16 protein-coding genes are annotated in these 16,655 nt (G+C 60.3%); 8 read left to right on the forward strand and 8 right to left on the reverse strand.

The genetic code is table 11. The features are described 5' to 3' along the window. A complete protein-coding gene (gene argA / locus LVW35_RS27415; RefSeq protein WP_233892842.1) occupies positions 1-1,299 on the reverse strand; it encodes an amino-acid N-acetyltransferase in 1,299 nt (432 codons plus the stop codon). Between the two features lie 135 nt (positions 1,300-1,434). Then, on the reverse strand, positions 1,435-2,583 hold the full coding sequence (gene argE, locus LVW35_RS27420; RefSeq protein ID WP_233892844.1) for an acetylornithine deacetylase: 1,149 nt from the start codon (positions 2,581-2,583) through the stop codon (positions 1,435-1,437). A gap of 158 nt (positions 2,584-2,741) precedes the next feature. Here argE and LVW35_RS27425 point away from each other — a divergent pair, with 158 nt between their 5' ends. Continuing rightward, positions 2,742-4,109 (forward strand): CYTH domain-containing protein, encoded by a 1,368-nt coding sequence (locus tag LVW35_RS27425; protein ID WP_233892845.1) that lies wholly within the window; start codon positions 2,742-2,744, stop codon positions 4,107-4,109. A 19-nt stretch (positions 4,110-4,128) separates the two neighbouring features. Here LVW35_RS27425 and LVW35_RS27430 read toward each other — a convergent pair whose 3' ends face one another. Next, positions 4,129-4,599: an Lrp/AsnC family transcriptional regulator gene (locus LVW35_RS27430; RefSeq protein ID WP_010207358.1), complete on the reverse strand. Its 471-nt coding sequence runs from the start codon at positions 4,597-4,599 to the stop codon at positions 4,129-4,131. A gap of 127 nt (positions 4,600-4,726) precedes the next feature. Here LVW35_RS27430 and LVW35_RS27435 point away from each other — a divergent pair, with 127 nt between their 5' ends. The 7 genes from LVW35_RS27435 to LVW35_RS27465 all read left to right on the forward strand — a co-directional run bounded on the left by LVW35_RS27435 (position 4,727) and on the right by LVW35_RS27465 (position 10,820). After that, positions 4,727-5,065, forward strand: a complete 339-nt coding sequence (locus tag LVW35_RS27435) for a hypothetical protein (protein ID WP_233892846.1) — start codon at positions 4,727-4,729, stop codon at positions 5,063-5,065. An 84-nt stretch (positions 5,066-5,149) separates the two neighbouring features. Further along, on the forward strand, positions 5,150-6,829 hold the full coding sequence (locus LVW35_RS27440; protein ID WP_233892847.1) for a GspE/PulE family protein: 1,680 nt from the start codon (positions 5,150-5,152) through the stop codon (positions 6,827-6,829). Between the two features lie 77 nt (positions 6,830-6,906). Then, positions 6,907-7,827 (forward strand): SPFH domain-containing protein, encoded by a 921-nt coding sequence (locus LVW35_RS27445; RefSeq protein WP_010207363.1) that lies wholly within the window; start codon positions 6,907-6,909, stop codon positions 7,825-7,827. 10 nt (positions 7,828-7,837) lie between these two features. Beyond that, positions 7,838-8,284 carry an NfeD family protein gene (locus LVW35_RS27450; RefSeq protein ID WP_233892848.1) on the forward strand — a complete coding sequence of 149 codons (447 nt, stop codon included), beginning with the start codon at positions 7,838-7,840 and terminating at the stop codon, positions 8,282-8,284. A 69-nt stretch (positions 8,285-8,353) separates the two neighbouring features. Next, complete coding sequence (locus LVW35_RS27455; protein WP_003176799.1) at positions 8,354-8,668, forward strand: DUF2388 domain-containing protein; 315 nt, start codon at positions 8,354-8,356, stop codon at positions 8,666-8,668. Positions 8,669-8,856: 188 nt separating this feature from the next. Further along, positions 8,857-9,522: an outer membrane protein gene (locus LVW35_RS27460; RefSeq protein WP_233892849.1), complete on the forward strand. Its 666-nt coding sequence runs from the start codon at positions 8,857-8,859 to the stop codon at positions 9,520-9,522. A gap of 158 nt (positions 9,523-9,680) precedes the next feature. After that, positions 9,681-10,820, forward strand: coding sequence for a DegT/DnrJ/EryC1/StrS family aminotransferase (locus LVW35_RS27465; RefSeq protein ID WP_233892850.1), 1,140 nt, complete (start codon positions 9,681-9,683; stop codon positions 10,818-10,820). 58 nt (positions 10,821-10,878) lie between these two features. On the opposite strand, the gene gcvH is transcribed toward LVW35_RS27465, so the two are convergent. From gcvH to LVW35_RS27490, 5 genes are all read right to left on the reverse strand, one after another. After that, positions 10,879-11,262 (reverse strand): glycine cleavage system protein GcvH, encoded by a 384-nt coding sequence (gcvH, locus tag LVW35_RS27470; protein ID WP_233892852.1) that lies wholly within the window; start codon positions 11,260-11,262, stop codon positions 10,879-10,881. A 53-nt stretch (positions 11,263-11,315) separates the two neighbouring features. Further along, a complete protein-coding gene (gene gcvT, locus LVW35_RS27475) occupies positions 11,316-12,398 on the reverse strand; it encodes a glycine cleavage system aminomethyltransferase GcvT (protein WP_233892853.1) in 1,083 nt (360 codons plus the stop codon). Between the two features lie 156 nt (positions 12,399-12,554). Next, entirely contained in the window at positions 12,555-14,171 is a 1,617-nt protein-coding gene (locus tag LVW35_RS27480; RefSeq protein ID WP_233892854.1) for an ABC transporter permease, read from the reverse strand. Positions 14,172-14,330: 159 nt separating this feature from the next. Continuing rightward, positions 14,331-15,335, reverse strand: a complete 1,005-nt coding sequence (locus tag LVW35_RS27485; protein ID WP_233892855.1) for an extracellular solute-binding protein — start codon at positions 15,333-15,335, stop codon at positions 14,331-14,333. A 95-nt stretch (positions 15,336-15,430) separates the two neighbouring features. Further along, positions 15,431-16,648, reverse strand: a complete 1,218-nt coding sequence (locus LVW35_RS27490) for a 2-octaprenyl-3-methyl-6-methoxy-1,4-benzoquinol hydroxylase (protein WP_233896557.1) — start codon at positions 16,646-16,648, stop codon at positions 15,431-15,433. Between the last annotated feature and the right edge of the window lie 7 nt (positions 16,649-16,655).

Consider the following 16,655-nt stretch of genomic DNA (forward strand, 5'->3'; position numbering starts at 1 on the left):
TTACAGCGCCTTTTCGAAGATCTTCGAATTGCGCTGATAGTTGTACAGCGACGCCCGCGCCGACGGCAGGCGATCCACACTGCTCGGCACAAACCCGCGCTCACGGAACCAGTGGGCGGTACGGGTGGTGAGAACGAACAACGTCTTCAAACCCTGCGCGCGCGCGCGGGTTTCGATACGCTCCAGCAATACATCGCCACGCGCGCCATGGCGGTATTCCGGGTTCACCGCCAGGCACGCCAACTCGCCCGCGTCTGAATCCGCGATCTGGTACAGCGCGGCACAGGCGATGATCATGCCTTCGCGCTCCACCACGCTGAATTGCTCGATCTCACGCTCCAGCACTTCCCGCGAACGGCGCACCAGGATGCCCTGCTCTTCCAGCGGGCTGATCAGGTCGAGCAAGCCGCCTACGTCCTCAATCGCCGCTTCACGCACCTGCTCGAATTGTTCCTGGGCCACCAGCGTACCGCCGCCGTCCCGGGTGAACAGTTCGGTGAGCAAGGCACCGTCTTCGGCGTAGCTGACAATATGACTGCGCCCTACCCCACCCCGGCAGGCCTCAGCGGCGGCGTCGAGCAATTCAGCCTGATAATTGCTGCCCAGACGCTGTAGATGAGCCGGCACTTGTTGCGGGCGTAGTTCACGCACCAGGCGACCGTTTTCATCGATCAGGCCCATATCGGCGCCAAATAACAGCAGCTTATCGGCACCCAGGTCGATGGCGGCGCGGGTGGCAACGTCCTCGCATGCCAGGTTGAAGATCTCACCGGTAGGCGAGTACCCCAACGGCGACAGCAGCACAATGGAGCGCTCGTCCAGCAGGCGGTTGATACCCTTGCGGTCGACACGCCGCACTTCGCCGGTGTGGTGGTAGTCCACGCCGTCCAATACTCCGATGGGACGTGCGGTCACGAAATTACCGCTGGTTACCCGCAGGCGCGAGCCCTGCATCGGCGACGAGGCCATGTCCATCGATAGGCGCGCTTCAATGGCGATGCGCAGGTGACCGACCGCGTCGATCACACACTCCAGCGTCGCCGCGTCAGTGATGCGCATGCCTTCGTGATAAGCCGGGATCAGGCCACGCGCTTCAAGGCGCACTTCGATCTGTGGGCGCGAACCGTGGACCAGCACCAAGCGCACGCCCAGGCTGTGAAGCAGCACCAGGTCGTGGACGATATTGCCGAAGTTGGGATGCTCCACACCATCGCCGGGCAGCATGACCACAAAGGTGCAGTCGCGGTGGGCGTTGATGTAAGGAGACGCGTGGCGAAGCCAATTAACGTAGTCGGGCATAGAACCTGGGCCTGTAATAAAAAGCAGCCGAAAAAGGATGAATCTTGAAAGCGCACAGCGGGCTGATGGTTATCGTCGGAACAGGCTTGGCGACACGCTCACTCTCCTTTTATGTACGAATAGGCAGGGGTTAATTTATGCGGGTTTCAGGCAGTAATGCTCGATCAGCTCCCGCAATAGACGCACTGTAGGCGTCAAGCGTGACATTTCGAGGTATTCGCCCGGCTGGTGGGCGCAGGCAATGTCGCCAGGGCCGAGCACCAGGGTTTCACAACCAAGGCGCTGAAGATAAGGCGCTTCGGTGCCGAACGCTACTGCTTCGGCACGATGGCCGGTCAATCGTTCCGCCACCCGCACCAGTTCGGCATCTTCGGGTTGCTCGAACGGTGGCACTTCAGGGAACAGCGGCGCGTAGTCGATCTTGACCCGATGGCGTTCGGCCAAGGGCACAAGCTTCTGCCGAATGGCGTCGCGCAGCACCTGCGGGTCCATGCCTGGCAGGGGCCGTAGATCGAACTCAAGAGAACACTGGCCACAGATACGGTTGGGGTTGTCGCCGCCGTGGATGCAACCGAAGTTCAGGGTCGGTTGCGGCACACTGAATTGCGGATTGCGGTACTCGCGCTGCCAGGCCAGACGCAGACCGCGTAGTTCGCCGATAGCGTCGTGCATGGCTTCGAGGGCGCTGTGCCCCAGGCTTGGATCCGACGAATGGCCGCTTTGGCCGAGGATGTCGATACGTTCCATCATCACGCCTTTGTGCAGGCGGATCGGCTTGAGCCCGGTCGGCTCGCCAATCACTGCTGCGCGGCCCAACGGGCGCCCCGCCTCTGCCAATGCGCGGGCACCGGACATGGAGCTTTCTTCATCACAGGTAGCGAGAATCAGCAGCGGCTGCTTGAACGGCTGATCCAACAACGGCAGCACCGCCTCGATGGCCAGGGCGAAAAAGCCTTTCATGTCGCAACTGCCCAGTCCTACCCAACGACCGTCGACTTCCGTCAGCTTGAGCGGATCGGTCTTCCACAACGCGGCGTCATAGGGAACGGTATCGCTATGGCCTGCCAGCACCAGCCCGCCGGGGCCGCTGCCGTAACTGGCCAGGAGGTTGAACTTGCCGGGGCTGACTTGTTGGATGTCGATGGTGAAACCCAGGTCGCCCAGCCAACTGGCGAGCAAATCAATCACCGGGCGGTTGGTCTGGTCGAGAGACGCCTGGGTGCAACTGACCGACGGCGCGGCAATCAGCGCGGCGAACTGCTCTTTCATGGACGGTAATGGCATACGCGGCCTCTGGACTTCCCGGATGAGCCCCACTATAGAGCCATCTGCACGACACAATAAACCGTTGCGGCACGTTGCCGGGCTCAGTCCTGTACACTGCACGACCTTGGCAGCCACTCTTTTCCCCGGCTGCGCTCCCGATCCTGGATGTACCGGCCATGCAAAAAGAAACTGAAATCAAGCTTCGCGTCAGCCGCGAGACCCTCGCCGCGCTGCGTGAACACCCGCTGCTGAAAAAACGCAACAAAAGTGGCTGGGAACGCCGTGAATTGATGAACCAGTATTTCGACACCCCCGAGCGCGACCTGGCCCAGGCCAAAGTCGCCCTGCGCCTGCGCAAGGACGGTGACGACATCATCCAGACGCTCAAGACCCGTGGCCAGAGCGTCGCCGGTTTGTCGGAACGTAACGAATACAATTGGGACCTGGCCAAAGCCAAGCTCGATTTAAAAAAACTCGACGGCGAATGCTGGCCCGAGCAACTGGCCGAGTTGGACAAAAAGACCCTCAAGCCGATCTTCACCACCGACTTCGTGCGTGAACGCGCCGAAATCGCCTGGGGCCGTGGCAAGGCCAAGGTGGTGATCGAAGCCGCCCTGGACCTGGGTCACGTGGTCGTCGGCAAGCAGAAAGAAGAAATCTGCGAGCTGGAATTGGAACTGCGCGAAGGCGAACCGGCCGCGCTGCTGGAACTGGCCGCCGAGCTGGCTGCCACCCTGGCCCTGATGCCCTGCGATATCAGCAAGGCCGAGCGTGGTTACCGCCTGTACGACGCGAGCAGCTACTCCCTGAGCCTACCGGCGCCACAGATCCACGCCGAAATGCCGCTGGACGACGCCTTCGCCGCGATCATGTGGCACTTGCTCGGCAGCAGCCAGCGCCTGGCCGAGCAATACCGTTTCAATGGCCACTGGCGCCTATTGCAAGACTGGGTCGACACCCTCGGCGAACTGCGCGCGCTGGTCGGCAGCCTCGGCCAGGCCGCACCGCGTCAATCCACCAGCGAACTGCGCAGCGCACTGGATGCATTGCTGGAAGACTGGCGCCCGCTGGTACAAGCCGGTGACGACGATGAAGACATTCGCAAAGCCGCGCCGGACCAGTTCGTCGAAGAACTGGAAGACGTGCGCTGGGGCCTGTTCTCACTGAACGCCTCGCGCTGGCTGCTGGCCCGCACCTGGACCGCCGACCGCAACGTGCGCGGCAACCGCCAGGGCGCTGCGCAAATCACCAACTGGCTGCCGCGCTTGCTGGCCGACGATGCCGTCGCCCTGCAACTGCCGCGCTACCAACAACAGCCGGAAGACCTGGCTGAGCAACTGCCGCGCATCGAGCGCATCCAGGCCTGGCTGCACCATGCGCGTCATGTGGTGGACATCCCGGAGCTGGACCGTTTGTACGGCGAGTTGAACAAGCTGGTGCTACTGGCCAACCAGCCGATTACCGATGAGTCGCTGGATGCGCGGATGCATCAGGCGATTGCGGTGTATCAGAACCGTGCGTGGAAGACTCTGCTGCGCCTGTAAGACCGCTAGCTCCGGCCTGTCAGCGCAACACTGGCAGGCTGGTGGTGGACTTGATCTCCGACAACGCCACAATCGAATTGACCTCCTGAATCCCCGGCACCATCGACAACTTCTCGAAGAAAAACCGCTCATACGCCTCGATGTCCGAGGTGACGATGCGCAGTAGAAAATCCACCGCCCCCATCAGCACATAACACTCCAGCACTTCTGGAAACCCGCGAATCGCGTCGGTGAACTCAGTGAAGTTGGAGCGCCCATGGGCGTTGAGTTTGACCTCGGCGAAGATCTGCGTGTTGAGGCCGATCTTCTTGCGATCCAGCAACGTCACCTGGCCGCGGATCACACCCTCTTCCTTGAGCCGCTGGATCCGCCGCCAGCACGGTGACTGGGATAAGCCGACCTGCTCGGCAATCTGCGCGCTGGACAGGGAGGCGTCTTCTTGCAGCAGGGCCAAGATACGGCGATCGTAGGCGTCCAATTCGCTGTGCATACAAATACCTCAAATAGTGCTTACATTGAATTGTTCAATTCGATAAAACCTAAATCAGGCTCATCTTAGATAAGAAATCTCCCTTGGCGAATGTAAAAATTTCTACAGTCGAATCTGGAGCTTTCCTATGCACGCCGTTGAAACCACCTCCCCTGTTACCCGCGTCGATGCGTGGGCCGTCAACAGCGTTCATTGCCAGGCGCATTACCGGATCGTGGCCGAAGCGGAGCCTGACCTGTTGTGCCGGGTCCTCAATTATTTCGCACTGCAATTCCTCACGCCACGACAGGTCATGGTGAACCGGGAAGAGGACCTGCTGAACATCGACATCGTGATGGACGGCCTGAGCTGGCACCGGGCCCAAGTGATCGGTGAAAAGATTCGAAACCTGATCAGCGTGTGCACGCTGGATATGTGGTCGGCTGATTCCGTAGGGCCTCAAGCGGTGGTGGCGGTCGCACAGTAAAAGTCTGCAATACACACAGGGAGGAAGATATTCAGGGGCTAGCTAGCCTGGGATTTACACCCACAGCCACCCAGGAAAACCTGCATGCCGGTTGATCAACGATTGGAACTGCATCAACTGTTGCCGGCTTTGGTCGAAGGACGGCTGATCTCCCCTGATGCCGCGCAGCGCTTGTCAGCGCTGCCGGCCAGCAATACCCAGCACCCCCTGGAGAGCATCGCAGCCCAGGGCCCGTGCCTGGAAACCCTGACCGAATGGCTCGCCCAACAGTCCGGACAACCTTATCTGCGTATCGATCCATTGAAGATCGACGTGGCGACGGTGGTGCCGCTGATGTCCCACGCGTTCGCACAGCGCCATGCCATCCTCGCAGTGGCGGTAGATGCGCAAACCGTCACCATCGCCAGTGCCCAACCCCACGTCACCAGTTGGGAAGCCGGGCTGGCACAGGTGCTTAAGCGTTCCATCAAGCGCGTGGTTGCCAACCCCCAGGACATAACACGCTGTATCGGCGAGTTTTACCGGTTGGCGAAGTCTGTCAGCGGCGCCGACCAGAAGGTCGCGACGCCAGGCCATCTCGAACTGCTCAATCTCGGTGCCAATGATCAAGAGCCGGATGCCAACGACGCGCATATCGTCAATATTGTCGATTGGTTGTTGCAGTACGCCTTCGCCCAGCGCGCCAGTGATATCCATATCGAACCCTGCCGTGAACAGGGCCGCGTGCGCTTTCGCATCGACGGGCTGCTGCATGACGCCTACCAGTTTCCGCCCCAGGTGACGATGGCGGTGGTCAGCCGCCTGAAAAGCCTGGGACGCATGAACGTGGCGGAAAAACGCAGGCCCCAGGACGGCCGGGTCAAGACCAAAAGCCCGGCCGGGGCGGAAGTCGAGCTGCGTCTTTGCACCTTGCCCACGGCGTTTGGAGAGAAGCTGGTGATGCGGATTTTCGACCCGCAGGTGCTGCTCAAGGGCTTTGACCAGTTGGGTTTATCCGACGATGACCAGCAACGATGGCAGTCCATGACGAGCCAGACCAACGGTATCATCCTGGTCACAGGCCCCACCGGTTCCGGCAAGACCAGCACCCTCTACACCACGCTTAAGCAACTGGCGACCCGGGAAGTCAACCTATGCACCGTGGAGGACCCGATCGAAATGATCGAGCCGGCGTTCAACCAGATGCAGGTGCAGCACAACATCGACCTGACCTTCGCCAGCGGCATCCGCGCCCTGCTGCGCCAGGACCCGGACATCATCATGATCGGTGAGATCCGCGACCAGGAGACAGCTGAGATGGCGATCCAGGCCGCGTTGACCGGGCACCTGGTACTGTCGACCCTGCATACCAACGATGCTCCGAGTGCCATCAGCCGTTTGCAGGAGCTGGGCATTGCACATTATTTGATCAAAGCCACGTTATTGGGGGTAATGGCGCAGCGGCTGGTACGGGTTTTGTGTCCTCACTGCAAGCGGGCGCTGGATGAGGTCCACGAGGCGGTCGGCTGCGTGGAATGTCGAAACAGCGGTTATAGGGGGCGAGCCGGCGTCTACGAAATCATGGTATTGAACGAAGAACTCAAGGCGTTGATCACGCCCGGCGCGGACGTGCAGGCTTTGCGCAATACGGCGATTGCCCAAGGCATGTGCAGCTTGCGGATGGCCGGCCTGCAGAAAGTCGAGGCGGGCCTGACGACAATGGCGGAAGTATTGCGGGTGACCCCTGGGGATCCGGTAACAAATCCGTTGGTTGTTACGCAGTGAAACCGTTCTTATCGGTCACAACACCGTTACAATCGGCCGAACGTCGTTTCACTGACACCATCAGATAGGGAATCGCAATGCAGATCGGAACCGTACTGCTTCTTTTCGTGGGCTTGGCCATCGCCATCCTCTTCATGGGCTTCAAGGTCGTCCCCCAGGGTTACCAGTGGACGGTCGAGCGTTTTGGCCGGTACACCAATACCCTCAAGCCTGGCCTGAACATCATCATCCCGGTCATGGACCGCATCGGTCGCAAGATCAACGTGATGGAAAGCGTGCTGGACATACCGCCCCAGGAAGTCATCACCGCCGACAACGCCACCGTGCAGATCGACGCCGTGTGCTTCTTCCAGGTGGTCAACACCGCGCAGGCCGCGTACGAGGTCAATAACCTCGAACATGCCATCCGCAACCTGCTGCAGACCAACATCCGTACCGTGCTCGGCTCCATGGAACTGGATGCCATGCTCAGCCAACGTGACGGCATCAACGAAAAATTGCTGAAAACCGTGGACGAAGCCACGGCGCCATGGGGCATCAAGATCACCCGTATCGAGATCAAGGACATCAGCCCGCCCGCTGATCTGATGGCCGCCATGTCAGGCCAGATGAAAGCCGAGCGGATCAAGCGCGCGCAGATCCTTGAAGCGGAAGGCCTGCGAGCATCGGCAATCCTGACCGCCGAAGGCAAGAAACAGGCGCAGATTCTTGAGGCCGAAGGTAGCCGACAGGCGGCGTTCCTGGAGTCTGAAGCCCGTGAGCGTCAGGCCGAAGCAGAAGCCCGCGCGACGCAAGTCGTGTCGGAAGCGATCGCGTCGGGCAACGTGCAAGCGGTTAACTACTTCGTCGCGCAAAAATACATTGATGCACTGGGCAAGCTGGCATCGGCTAACAACAGCAAGGTCATCCTGATGCCGCTGGAAGCCAGCCAGGTGATCGGTGCAGTCGGCGGTATCGGCGAGATCGTCAAGGCAACCTTCGACAACAAGAAAGGCTGAGGCCAGCGCCATGTGGGATTTCCTGCAGCATCTGTCTTTTTGGGATTGGCTGGCGCTGGGTACGGTGTTGTTGATCCTTGAGGTATTCGGTGCCGGTGGTTACCTGCTGTGGATGGGCATCGCGGCGGCGGCGGTGGGCGTGATCAAGTTCCTGGTGCCGCCGCTGGGGCTGGAGTGGCAACTGCTTCTGTTTGCCATGTTGTCGATCCTGACAGCCGTGTATTGGTGGAAACGTCAGCGCAGCAGCGCCAAGGTCAGCGATCAGCCGGGGCTGAACGAGCGTGGTTCGGGGCTGGTTGGCCAGACTTTCATGGTGCATCAAGCGATTGTGGATGGCCGGGGCAAGGTAAAAGTGGGAGACGGCGTATGGATGGTGACCGGCCCAGACAGCCCTGTAGGCGCTCAAGTCCGGGTGGTTGCCCAGGAGGGCGTGGTGTTAAGGGTTGAAACTGTTTAGTCAGTGATGGAACTCGGTCAGGCTAATTACAATCAGAAAGTACAGATAACCCACCCGGAGTCACCCATCATGCGTCTTAAATATGCTGTCGCAACCCTCGCTGTGCTTTCCCTTCCTGTCGGTTCAGCCATGGCCGACAGTTTTTGGCGCAATGTCATTTCGTCGGGCGCCACCACTGGCTCGACGTACCTGACTTTCAAGGACCACAAGCTGGTGGTCGCCGCACAAGATGACGCAGGCAGCTTTGTTGCCAGTGACGGCGGCATCCGCGGCCCGTACCTGGAAGCTGCCATGCAGAAAGTCCGCGCTGACAACCCTGGCCTGCAAGCCACGGATATGGAGCTGGCCAACGCCATCCTCGCGAAAAACGCAGTTACCGAATAACTCGGGTTCGATAAAAAATGCCGCTTTAAACAGTGGCATTTTTTTTGTCTTCAATTCCTACTGTCATCGCGTCTGAGCACCACATAAGTATTCCTGCTTTCACAGCTGAATACAGAGAAGTCCTGTCGAGCCTCATCCTGCCGGGCAACAAGCTAAGGGTTCCTTTTAAATAAAGCGAATCACTGTCCATGCACAAGATTGCCTACGCACTCCTGCTATCTACATTTGCTACCGACTACGCCCAGGCAGAAAGCTGGTACGGATCAGCCAAATTCAACACCGCACGCCAGCACCTCTCCAGTTCGTTGCTCACCAGCCCCCGTGTGACTGAACGGGTGGACGCCCCGGATAGCAGCAAGTCATTCGTGGCCTCTTTCGCCGCAGGCTATAGCTTTGACAATGGGTGGCGACTGGAAGGGGAATACACGATGCCGAACAACTCGACATTCAAATCCTACTGGGCCCCCTTTAATGCCAACGTCAACAGCCTGCAGGTCCAGAGCCAACGCTTGATGCTCAACGGCTATAAAGATATCCCTATCAACCAGTGGTTGTCGTTCTACGGTATGGCAGGTGTCGGCGTCGCACGCATTGACGCCGAAGGCTATCAAACCAGTGAGACGCGTCGTTTCGCCAACAACCGCCAACACAACTTTGCCTACAGCGTAGGCATGGGTCTGGAAGCGAAGGTCAGCCAACAACTTAGTCTGGGAGCGGGCTATCGTTACATCGCCATGGGTGATGTGGAAACCGGCTACAACACCTTCGCAAACCGTGTGAACGCCCGCGATGAACAACTCAAAGGCAAGCTCAAGGAACAAAATGTATTCCTGGAGGCGCGCTACGCTTTCTGAAACACAGGAGAGAATGCCGCTGTTGAAGCGGCATTTTTTTGCCCGACTGACGACGATTCATTCACAGGCGACAGGCTATATTCAGTCAAGCCGTGCAACCATGCCGGTACTGATACCTCGCTTACTCATCGCCAATCTGAACGGATGCCTTCGTCGTCATGAGCCAACAACCCTTCCTGCCGTTTTCCAAACCCACCATCGATGAAGCTACTATTTCGGCGGTCGGCGACGTACTGCGCTCAGGCTGGATCACCAGCGGGCCGAAAGTACAGGCATTCGAAGCTCAGTTGTCGGAATACTTTGGTGGCCGGCCGGTGCGCACCTTCAACTCCGGCACTTGCACCATGGAGATTGCCTTGCGCATTGCCGGGATTGGGCCGGGCGATGAAGTCATCACCACGCCGATCTCCTGGGTTGCTACGGCCAACGTGATCCTGGAAGTCGGTGCCACGCCGGTGTTTGCCGATATCGACCCGGTCACGCGCAACATCGACCTGGCTCAGGTGGAAGCCGCGATTACCCCGCGCACCAAGGCGATCATTCCGGTTTACCTGGCCGGCCTGCCCCTGGATATGCCGATGCTGTATGCACTGGCCAACAAGTACAACCTGCGTATCGTCGAAGACGCTGCCCAGGCACTGGGTTCGAGTTGGGACGGCGAACGCATCGGCGCTACCGGCGATTTCGTGTCGTTCAGCTTCCAGGCCAACAAGAACATCACCTCTTCCGAGGGCGGTTGCCTGGTCTTGAACAACGCCGAAGAAGCGCGGCTGGCGGAAAAGTATCGCCTGCAGGGAGTTACCCGCACTGGCTTCGACGGATTGGACGTGGATGTGTTGGGCGGCAAGTTCAACATGACCGACATCGCCGCCGCCATTGGCCTGGGGCAATTTGCCCATATCGAGAAGATCACCGCGCATCGCCAGCACCTGGCGCGGCACTACTTCAAATGCTTTGGCAGTGATTTTGAAGAGCAGTACGGCGCACAACTGCCGCCGGCCGACTTCGAAAACAGCAACTGGCACTTGTTCCAACTGGTACTGCCGGAGCGTCAGGACGGCCTACCGGCCCGCGCTACTTTCATGGAACAGATGCAAGCCCATGGAGTCGGCATTGGCTATCACTACCCGCCGATCCACCTGCTGAGTCTTTATCGGGCACAGGGATTCAAGGAGGGCATGTTCCCGGTGGCGGAAAAAGTAGGTCGTTTAATCGTATCGCTGCCGATGTTCACGGCGATGACGGAGGCGGATGTGGAGCGGTCGGTAGCGGCCGTAAAAGCGGTATTGAAACGCTGACCCTGTAGGAGCCGGGGGGACGCCCAGTCCTTGCCGGCTCCTACAGTAGATTGCGGTGTTACTCGCCGATGGCGGCTTTGTAACCAGCAGCATCCAGCAGTTTTTCCAGATCAGCCGGGTTGCTTGGCTTGAGCTTGAAGATCCATGCGCCGTAAGGGTCGGAGTTCAGCAGCTCTGGCTCGCCGCTCAAGGCCTCGTTCACCGAGATCACTTCCCCAGCTACCGGCGAGTAGATATCCGAGGCGGCCTTCACCGATTCAACCACACCCGCCTGGTCCGCTGCAGCAAACACGTTGCCGACTTCAGTCAACTCAACAAACACCACATCACCCAACGCTTCCTGGGCATGGTCGGAAATACCAACGGTCACGGTGCCGTCAGCTTCCAGGCGTGCCCATTCGTGGCTTTCGGCAAAACGCAGGTCGGCAGGGATATCGCTCATAATCTGTGTCCTCAAGAAGTAATGTCAGCGGCCTTCGGCCTGCCGGAAATAGGTTAGATCAAGGTTTTGCCATGGCGCACGAAGGTCGGTTTGACCACTCGAACCGGGTACCACTTGCCGCGGATTTCCACTTCGGCCCGATCGGCAGTGGCCGTCGGTACACGCGCCAGGGCAATGGATTTGCTCAGCGTAGGAGAGAAACTACCACTGGTGATCTCCCCTTCGCCAATATTGGCGATACGAACCACCTGATGAGCACGTAAAACCCCGCGCTCTTCCAGTACCAGGCCGACCAGTTTGAACTGGACGCCCGTCGCTTTTTCCGCTTCCAGCGCGGCGCGGCCAATGAAATTTCGCTTGGCTGGCGCCCAGGCAATGCTCCAGGCCATGTTCGACGCCAGGGGCGAAACGTTCTGGTGGATGTCCTGACCGTAGAGGTTCATACCCGCTTCCAGGCGTAGGGTATCGCGGGCGCCAAGGCCGATGGGTGAAATACCGGCACCCACCAGATCGTTGAAAAAGCCCGGCGCCTGATCGGCCGGCAGGACAATCTCCAGGCCATCTTCACCGGTATAACCCGTGCGTGCGATAAACCAATCGCCATCGGCCTGGCCTTCGAAGGGCTTGAGCTGGTGAATCAGGGTGCTGCGAGACTGGGTAACCAGCTCGGCAATCTTCTGCCGGGCGTGGGGGCCCTGGATGGCGAGCATGGCCAACTCAGGCCGTTCATGCAACTGCACCTGGTAATTGCCCAGTTGCGCATGCATCCAGGCCATGTCCTGGTCACGGGTGGCCGCATTGACCACCAGCCGATAAGCGGACTCGGTGCGGTAGACAAGCATGTCGTCCACCACGCCGCCCTGTTCGTTGAGCATGGCGCTGTACAATGCACGGCCACAGCCATGCAGACGCCCGACATCATTGGCCAGCAGGTACTGAAGCCATTCCTTGGCCTGGGGGCCGGTGACATCGATCACGGTCATATGAGATACATCGAACACCCCGCAGTCGCGTCGCACCTGATGGTGTTCTTCAACTTGCGAGCCGTAGTGCAGAGGCATATCCCAACCGCCAAAATCGACCATTTTCGCGCCGAGGGCGAGATGCAGGTCATACAGAGGCGTACGCTGTCCCATGGGTTTCTCCTTCCGGGCGTGGCGAAGGTGCGCGGAGCTACTGTTCGCGCTGAACACCCTGAATTACAAGGCCTGCAGTCACGTCCAGCGACCCGCTCCGAAAGACGAAGCGCACCGAATGCCGCGCATTGTAGCCGCAAGCCGTAGGACTGGCACCTAACCGATTTGCCGGGCAGAACGTCGAATCAGCCCGATCACGGGCAACAGGCCAACCAGCACCAATGTCAACGCCGGCAAAGAAGCCCGTGCCCATTCGCCTTCACTGGTCATTTCAAAGATCCGCACCGCCAGGGTGTCCCAGCCGAACGGGCGCATCAACAGGGTCGCGGGCATTTCCTTGAGCACATCGACGAACACCAGCAGCGCTGCGCTCAAGGTCCCCGGTAGCAGCAACGGCAGATACACTTTGCAAAACAGTCGCGGGCCACTGACGCCAAGACTGCGCGCTGCCTCCGGCAACGAGGGCCGGATGCGCGCCAGGCTGTTTTCCAACGGCCCATAGGCCACCGCCAGGAATCGCACCAGATACGCCAGCACCAGCGCCGACAGGCTGCCCAACAGCAATGGCTTGCCCGCTCCGCCGAGCCAGCCGGACAGCGGCACCACCAGCTCACGGTCCAGATAGCTGAACGCCAACATGATCGACACCGCCAGCACCGAACCCGGCAAGGCATAACCGACATTGGCCAGGCTGATGCCGGAGCGGATCGCCCGCGTCGGCGCCAACCGATTGGCGAAGGCCAGCACCAGCGCCACGCTGACAGTGATCAAGGCAGCGATCCCTCCCAGGTAAAGGGTGTGGATGATCAGGCCCGAATAGCGCTCATCCAGATCCAAGCGCCCGCGCTGCCAAAACCAGGCGACCAGTTGCAGCATCGGGATGACAAAGGCGCAGGCGAACACCAACCCACACCAAGCACTGGCCGCCGCCGCCTTGAACCCGCGCAGGTGATACAGCGCCTTGCCCCGTGGCCGCTCGTTGCTCGGCCGGCTGGCGCCCCGTGCACGCCGCCCGCCATACAGCACAAGCATCACCACCAGCAGTAACAGGCTGGCCAACTGTGCGGCGCTGGACAGGCTGAAAAAGCCGTACCAGGTCTTGTAGATGGCCGTGGTGAAGGTATCGAAGTTGAACACCGAGACCGCACCGAAATCCGCGAGGGTTTCCATCAATGCCAAAGCCACCCCGGCCCCGATCGCCGGCCGCGCCATGGGCAGGGCCACGTGCCAGAACGCTCGCCACGGCGATTGCCCCAGCACCCGCGCCGCCTCCATCAGGCCTTTGCCCTGGGCCAGGAACGCGGTGCGCGCCAACAGATAAACGTAGGGATAGAACACCAGCACCAACACGATGATCACGCCGCTGGTGGAGCGTACCCGTGGCAGCCTTAGACCGGTGCCGAACCATTCACGCAGCAGGGTTTGCACCGGGCCGGAGAAATCCAGCAAACCGACAAACACAAAAGCCAGAACGTACGCAGGAATGGCGAACGGCAACATCAACGCCCAGTCGAGCCAGCGCCGACCGGGGAATTCGCAGAGGCTGGTCAGCCAGGCCAGGCTCACGCCCAGCAGGGTTACACCGACGCCGACACCCAACACCAGGGTCAGGGTGTTGCCCAGCAGACGCGGCATCTGGGTGTCCCAGAGATGGGACCAGATTTGTGCGTCGATGCTTTGCCAGGACAGCAACAGCACGCTCAGCGGCAGCAGCACCAGGGCGGCGACGGTGAAGACCGGCAGGTGCCAGCGGTGTTGGGCGGGGTGAGCCAAAAGTGATTCTCAGTGGATGAATTTTTCGAAGTCACCGCGAATCTATGTGGGAGCGGGCTTGCTCGCGAATGCAGTGTATCAGTCACACATGTATCGACTGACACGACGCTTTCGCGAGCAAGCCCGCCCCCACATTTCGATCTGCGGCGTTTTACAAATTCAGTTCCAGCCAGCGCGATCCATCAACCGGATCGCCTCAGCCTGGCGCTTGCCCGCCACTTCCACCGGCAAGGTATCCGCCACGAACTTGCCCCAGCTCGCCACTTCCGCTGACGGCGGCACGGTCGGGTTGGCCGGGAATTCCTGGTTCACGTCGGCAAAGATCTTCTGCGCCTCCGGCGTGGTCATCCACTCCACCAGCGCTTTTGCGGCTTCCGGGTGCGGCGCGTGCTGGGTCAGGCCGATACCCGACAGGTTCACGTGCACGCCACGATCACCCTGATTCGGCCAGAACAGCTTCACCGCCAGATCCGGCTTCTGCTTGTGCAAGCGGCCGTAGTAGTAGGTGTTGACGATGCCTACGTCGCACTGCCCGGCGTTGATGGCTTCAAGCACGGCGATGTCATCGGAGAACACGTCAGTGGACAGGTTGTTCACCCAGCCTTTGACGATTTCTTCGGTTTTGGCCGCGCCGTGGGTTTCGATCAGGGTGGCGGTCAGCGACTGGTTGTAGACCTTTTTCGCCGTGCGCAGGCACAGGCGGCCTTCCCACTGTTTGTCGGCCAGGGCTTCATAAGTGGTGAGATCACCCGGTTTTACCCGGTCGGTGGAATAGGCGATGGTCCGCGCGCGCAGACTTAAGCCGGTCCACGTGTGTTTTGAAGAGCGGTATTGCAAGGGGATGTTCTTGTCGATCACCGCTGAAGTGAACGGTTGCAGGATGCCCATCTGCTCGGCCTGCCAGAGGTTTCCGGCGTCGACGGTGAGCAGCAGGTCGGCGGTGGCGTTTTCGCCCTCGGCCTTGATGCGCTGCATCAGCGGGGCTTCCTTGTCGGTGATGAACTTCACCTGCACGCCGGTTTTCTTGGTGTAGGCATCGAACACCGGCTTGATCAGTTCATCAATGCGCGAGGAGTAGACCACCACTTCGTCGGCGGCCTGCACGGTGGTGCTGCCGATCAGGGTAAGTGCCAGGGCAGTCAGGAGGCGCGTGGGTGCCAACATGGGTGCGGTCTCTCATTTGCAAAAAGTGGGCAAATGATAAGGACTCACATTTGGTGGCGCTCGGCAGAGGCGTTACCAGATGTTGCACAACCGCTTCAGGGTTGGGCCAACTCCGGAAGATCCCCGCTCAGGCCCAGCGCCTGGCGCACAAATACGGCCTTGGCTTCGGGCATCTGGTCAACCAGCTTCAAACCGGCATTGCGCAACCAGCGCAGCGGCAGTTGGTCGGCCTGGAACAGTCGCTCAAAACCTTCCATCGCCGCCATCAACGCCAGGTTGTGCGGCATGCGTCGACGCTCGTACCGGCTCAACACCTTCACATCGGCCAGGCGCTCGCCGCGCTCGGTCGCAGACAACAAGACTTCAGCCAATGTCGCCGCATCAAGGAAGCCCAGGTTCACGCCCTGCCCCGCCAAGGGATGGATCACGTGAGCAGCGTCACCAATCAACGCCAAGCCTTCGGCCACATAGCGTTTGGCGTGACGCTGTCGCAACGGCACACACACACGCGGGTCGGCGCTCACCACCGTACCGAGCCGCCCCTCGAAGGCGCGCTCCAGTTCACGGCAGAAGGTCTCATCATCCAGTGCCATCAAGCGCTCGGATTCTGCCGGCGTGGTCGACCAGACGATCGAACACCAATCCTCCTGACCCTCGCGCACCAGCGGCAAGAACGCCAGCGGGCCGGTGTCGGTAAAGCGTTGCCACGCCGTACGCTGGTGCGGCTGACTGCTGCGTACACTGGTGACGATGGCGTTATGCAGGTAATCCCATTCGCGGGTCGCGGTGCCGGTCAGGCGGCGTACGGCAGAATTGGCGCCATCGGCAGCCACTACCAGCGGCGCACGCAACGTGCGGCCGTCGGCCAGGGTCAGTAGCCAGTCATCGCAGGAGCGGCGCATCTGTTCCAGGCGTGCGTTGGCCAGCAGGCCCAGGTCGCAGTCGTGCAGACGATCGAGCAGTGCATCCTGCACCACGCGATTCTCGACGATATGTCCGAGCACTTCGGCATGCACACTGGCGGCCGAAAAGTGGATCTGCCCGGTGCCGCTGCCATCCCATACCTGCATCTCGCCGTAAGGGCTGGCACGGCGCGACACGATGCCCTCCCACACGCCCAGGCGCTCGAGGATGCGCTGGCTCGCGGCCGACAATGCGCTCACGCGGGGTTCGAATGCGGCCTCGCGGTCGAACGGCTTGACGCTCAGCGGGCTGCCGTCGAGCAGCAGCACCTGCAGGCCGCTGCCCTGCAACGCCAGCGCCAGGGCGCTTCCGACCATTCCGGCCCCGACAATCAGCACATCTGCGCGCATGTCCATG

The sequence above is a fragment of the Pseudomonas sp. HN11 genome, from assembly GCF_021390155.1.
Lineage (GTDB): Bacteria > Pseudomonadota > Gammaproteobacteria > Pseudomonadales > Pseudomonadaceae > Aquipseudomonas.

Coding starts and splice junctions, on each gene's coding strand:
- LVW35_RS27425 (WP_233892845.1), top strand. CDS start 2,742: ATGCAAAAAGAAACTGAAATCAAGCTTCGCGTCAGCCGCGAGACCCTC.
- gcvT (WP_233892853.1), bottom strand. CDS start 12,398: ATGGGACAGCGTACGCCTCTGTATGACCTGCATCTCGCCCTCGGCGCG.
- LVW35_RS27465 (WP_233892850.1), top strand. CDS start 9,681: ATGAGCCAACAACCCTTCCTGCCGTTTTCCAAACCCACCATCGATGAA.
- LVW35_RS27450 (WP_233892848.1), top strand. CDS start 7,838: ATGTGGGATTTCCTGCAGCATCTGTCTTTTTGGGATTGGCTGGCGCTG.
- LVW35_RS27435 (WP_233892846.1), top strand. CDS start 4,727: ATGCACGCCGTTGAAACCACCTCCCCTGTTACCCGCGTCGATGCGTGG.
- argA (WP_233892842.1), bottom strand. CDS start 1,299: ATGCCCGACTACGTTAATTGGCTTCGCCACGCGTCTCCTTACATCAAC.
- gcvH (WP_233892852.1), bottom strand. CDS start 11,262: ATGAGCGATATCCCTGCCGACCTGCGTTTTGCCGAAAGCCACGAATGG.
- LVW35_RS27455 (WP_003176799.1), top strand. CDS start 8,354: ATGCGTCTTAAATATGCTGTCGCAACCCTCGCTGTGCTTTCCCTTCCT.
- LVW35_RS27485 (WP_233892855.1), bottom strand. CDS start 15,335: ATGTTGGCACCCACGCGCCTCCTGACTGCCCTGGCACTTACCCTGATC.
- LVW35_RS27460 (WP_233892849.1), top strand. CDS start 8,857: ATGCACAAGATTGCCTACGCACTCCTGCTATCTACATTTGCTACCGAC.
- LVW35_RS27490 (WP_233896557.1), bottom strand. CDS start 16,648: ATGCGCGCAGATGTGCTGATTGTCGGGGCCGGAATGGTCGGAAGCGCC.
- LVW35_RS27430 (WP_010207358.1), bottom strand. CDS start 4,599: ATGCACAGCGAATTGGACGCCTACGATCGCCGTATCTTGGCCCTGCTG.
- argE (WP_233892844.1), bottom strand. CDS start 2,583: ATGCCATTACCGTCCATGAAAGAGCAGTTCGCCGCGCTGATTGCCGCG.
- LVW35_RS27440 (WP_233892847.1), top strand. CDS start 5,150: ATGCCGGTTGATCAACGATTGGAACTGCATCAACTGTTGCCGGCTTTG.
- LVW35_RS27445 (WP_010207363.1), top strand. CDS start 6,907: ATGCAGATCGGAACCGTACTGCTTCTTTTCGTGGGCTTGGCCATCGCC.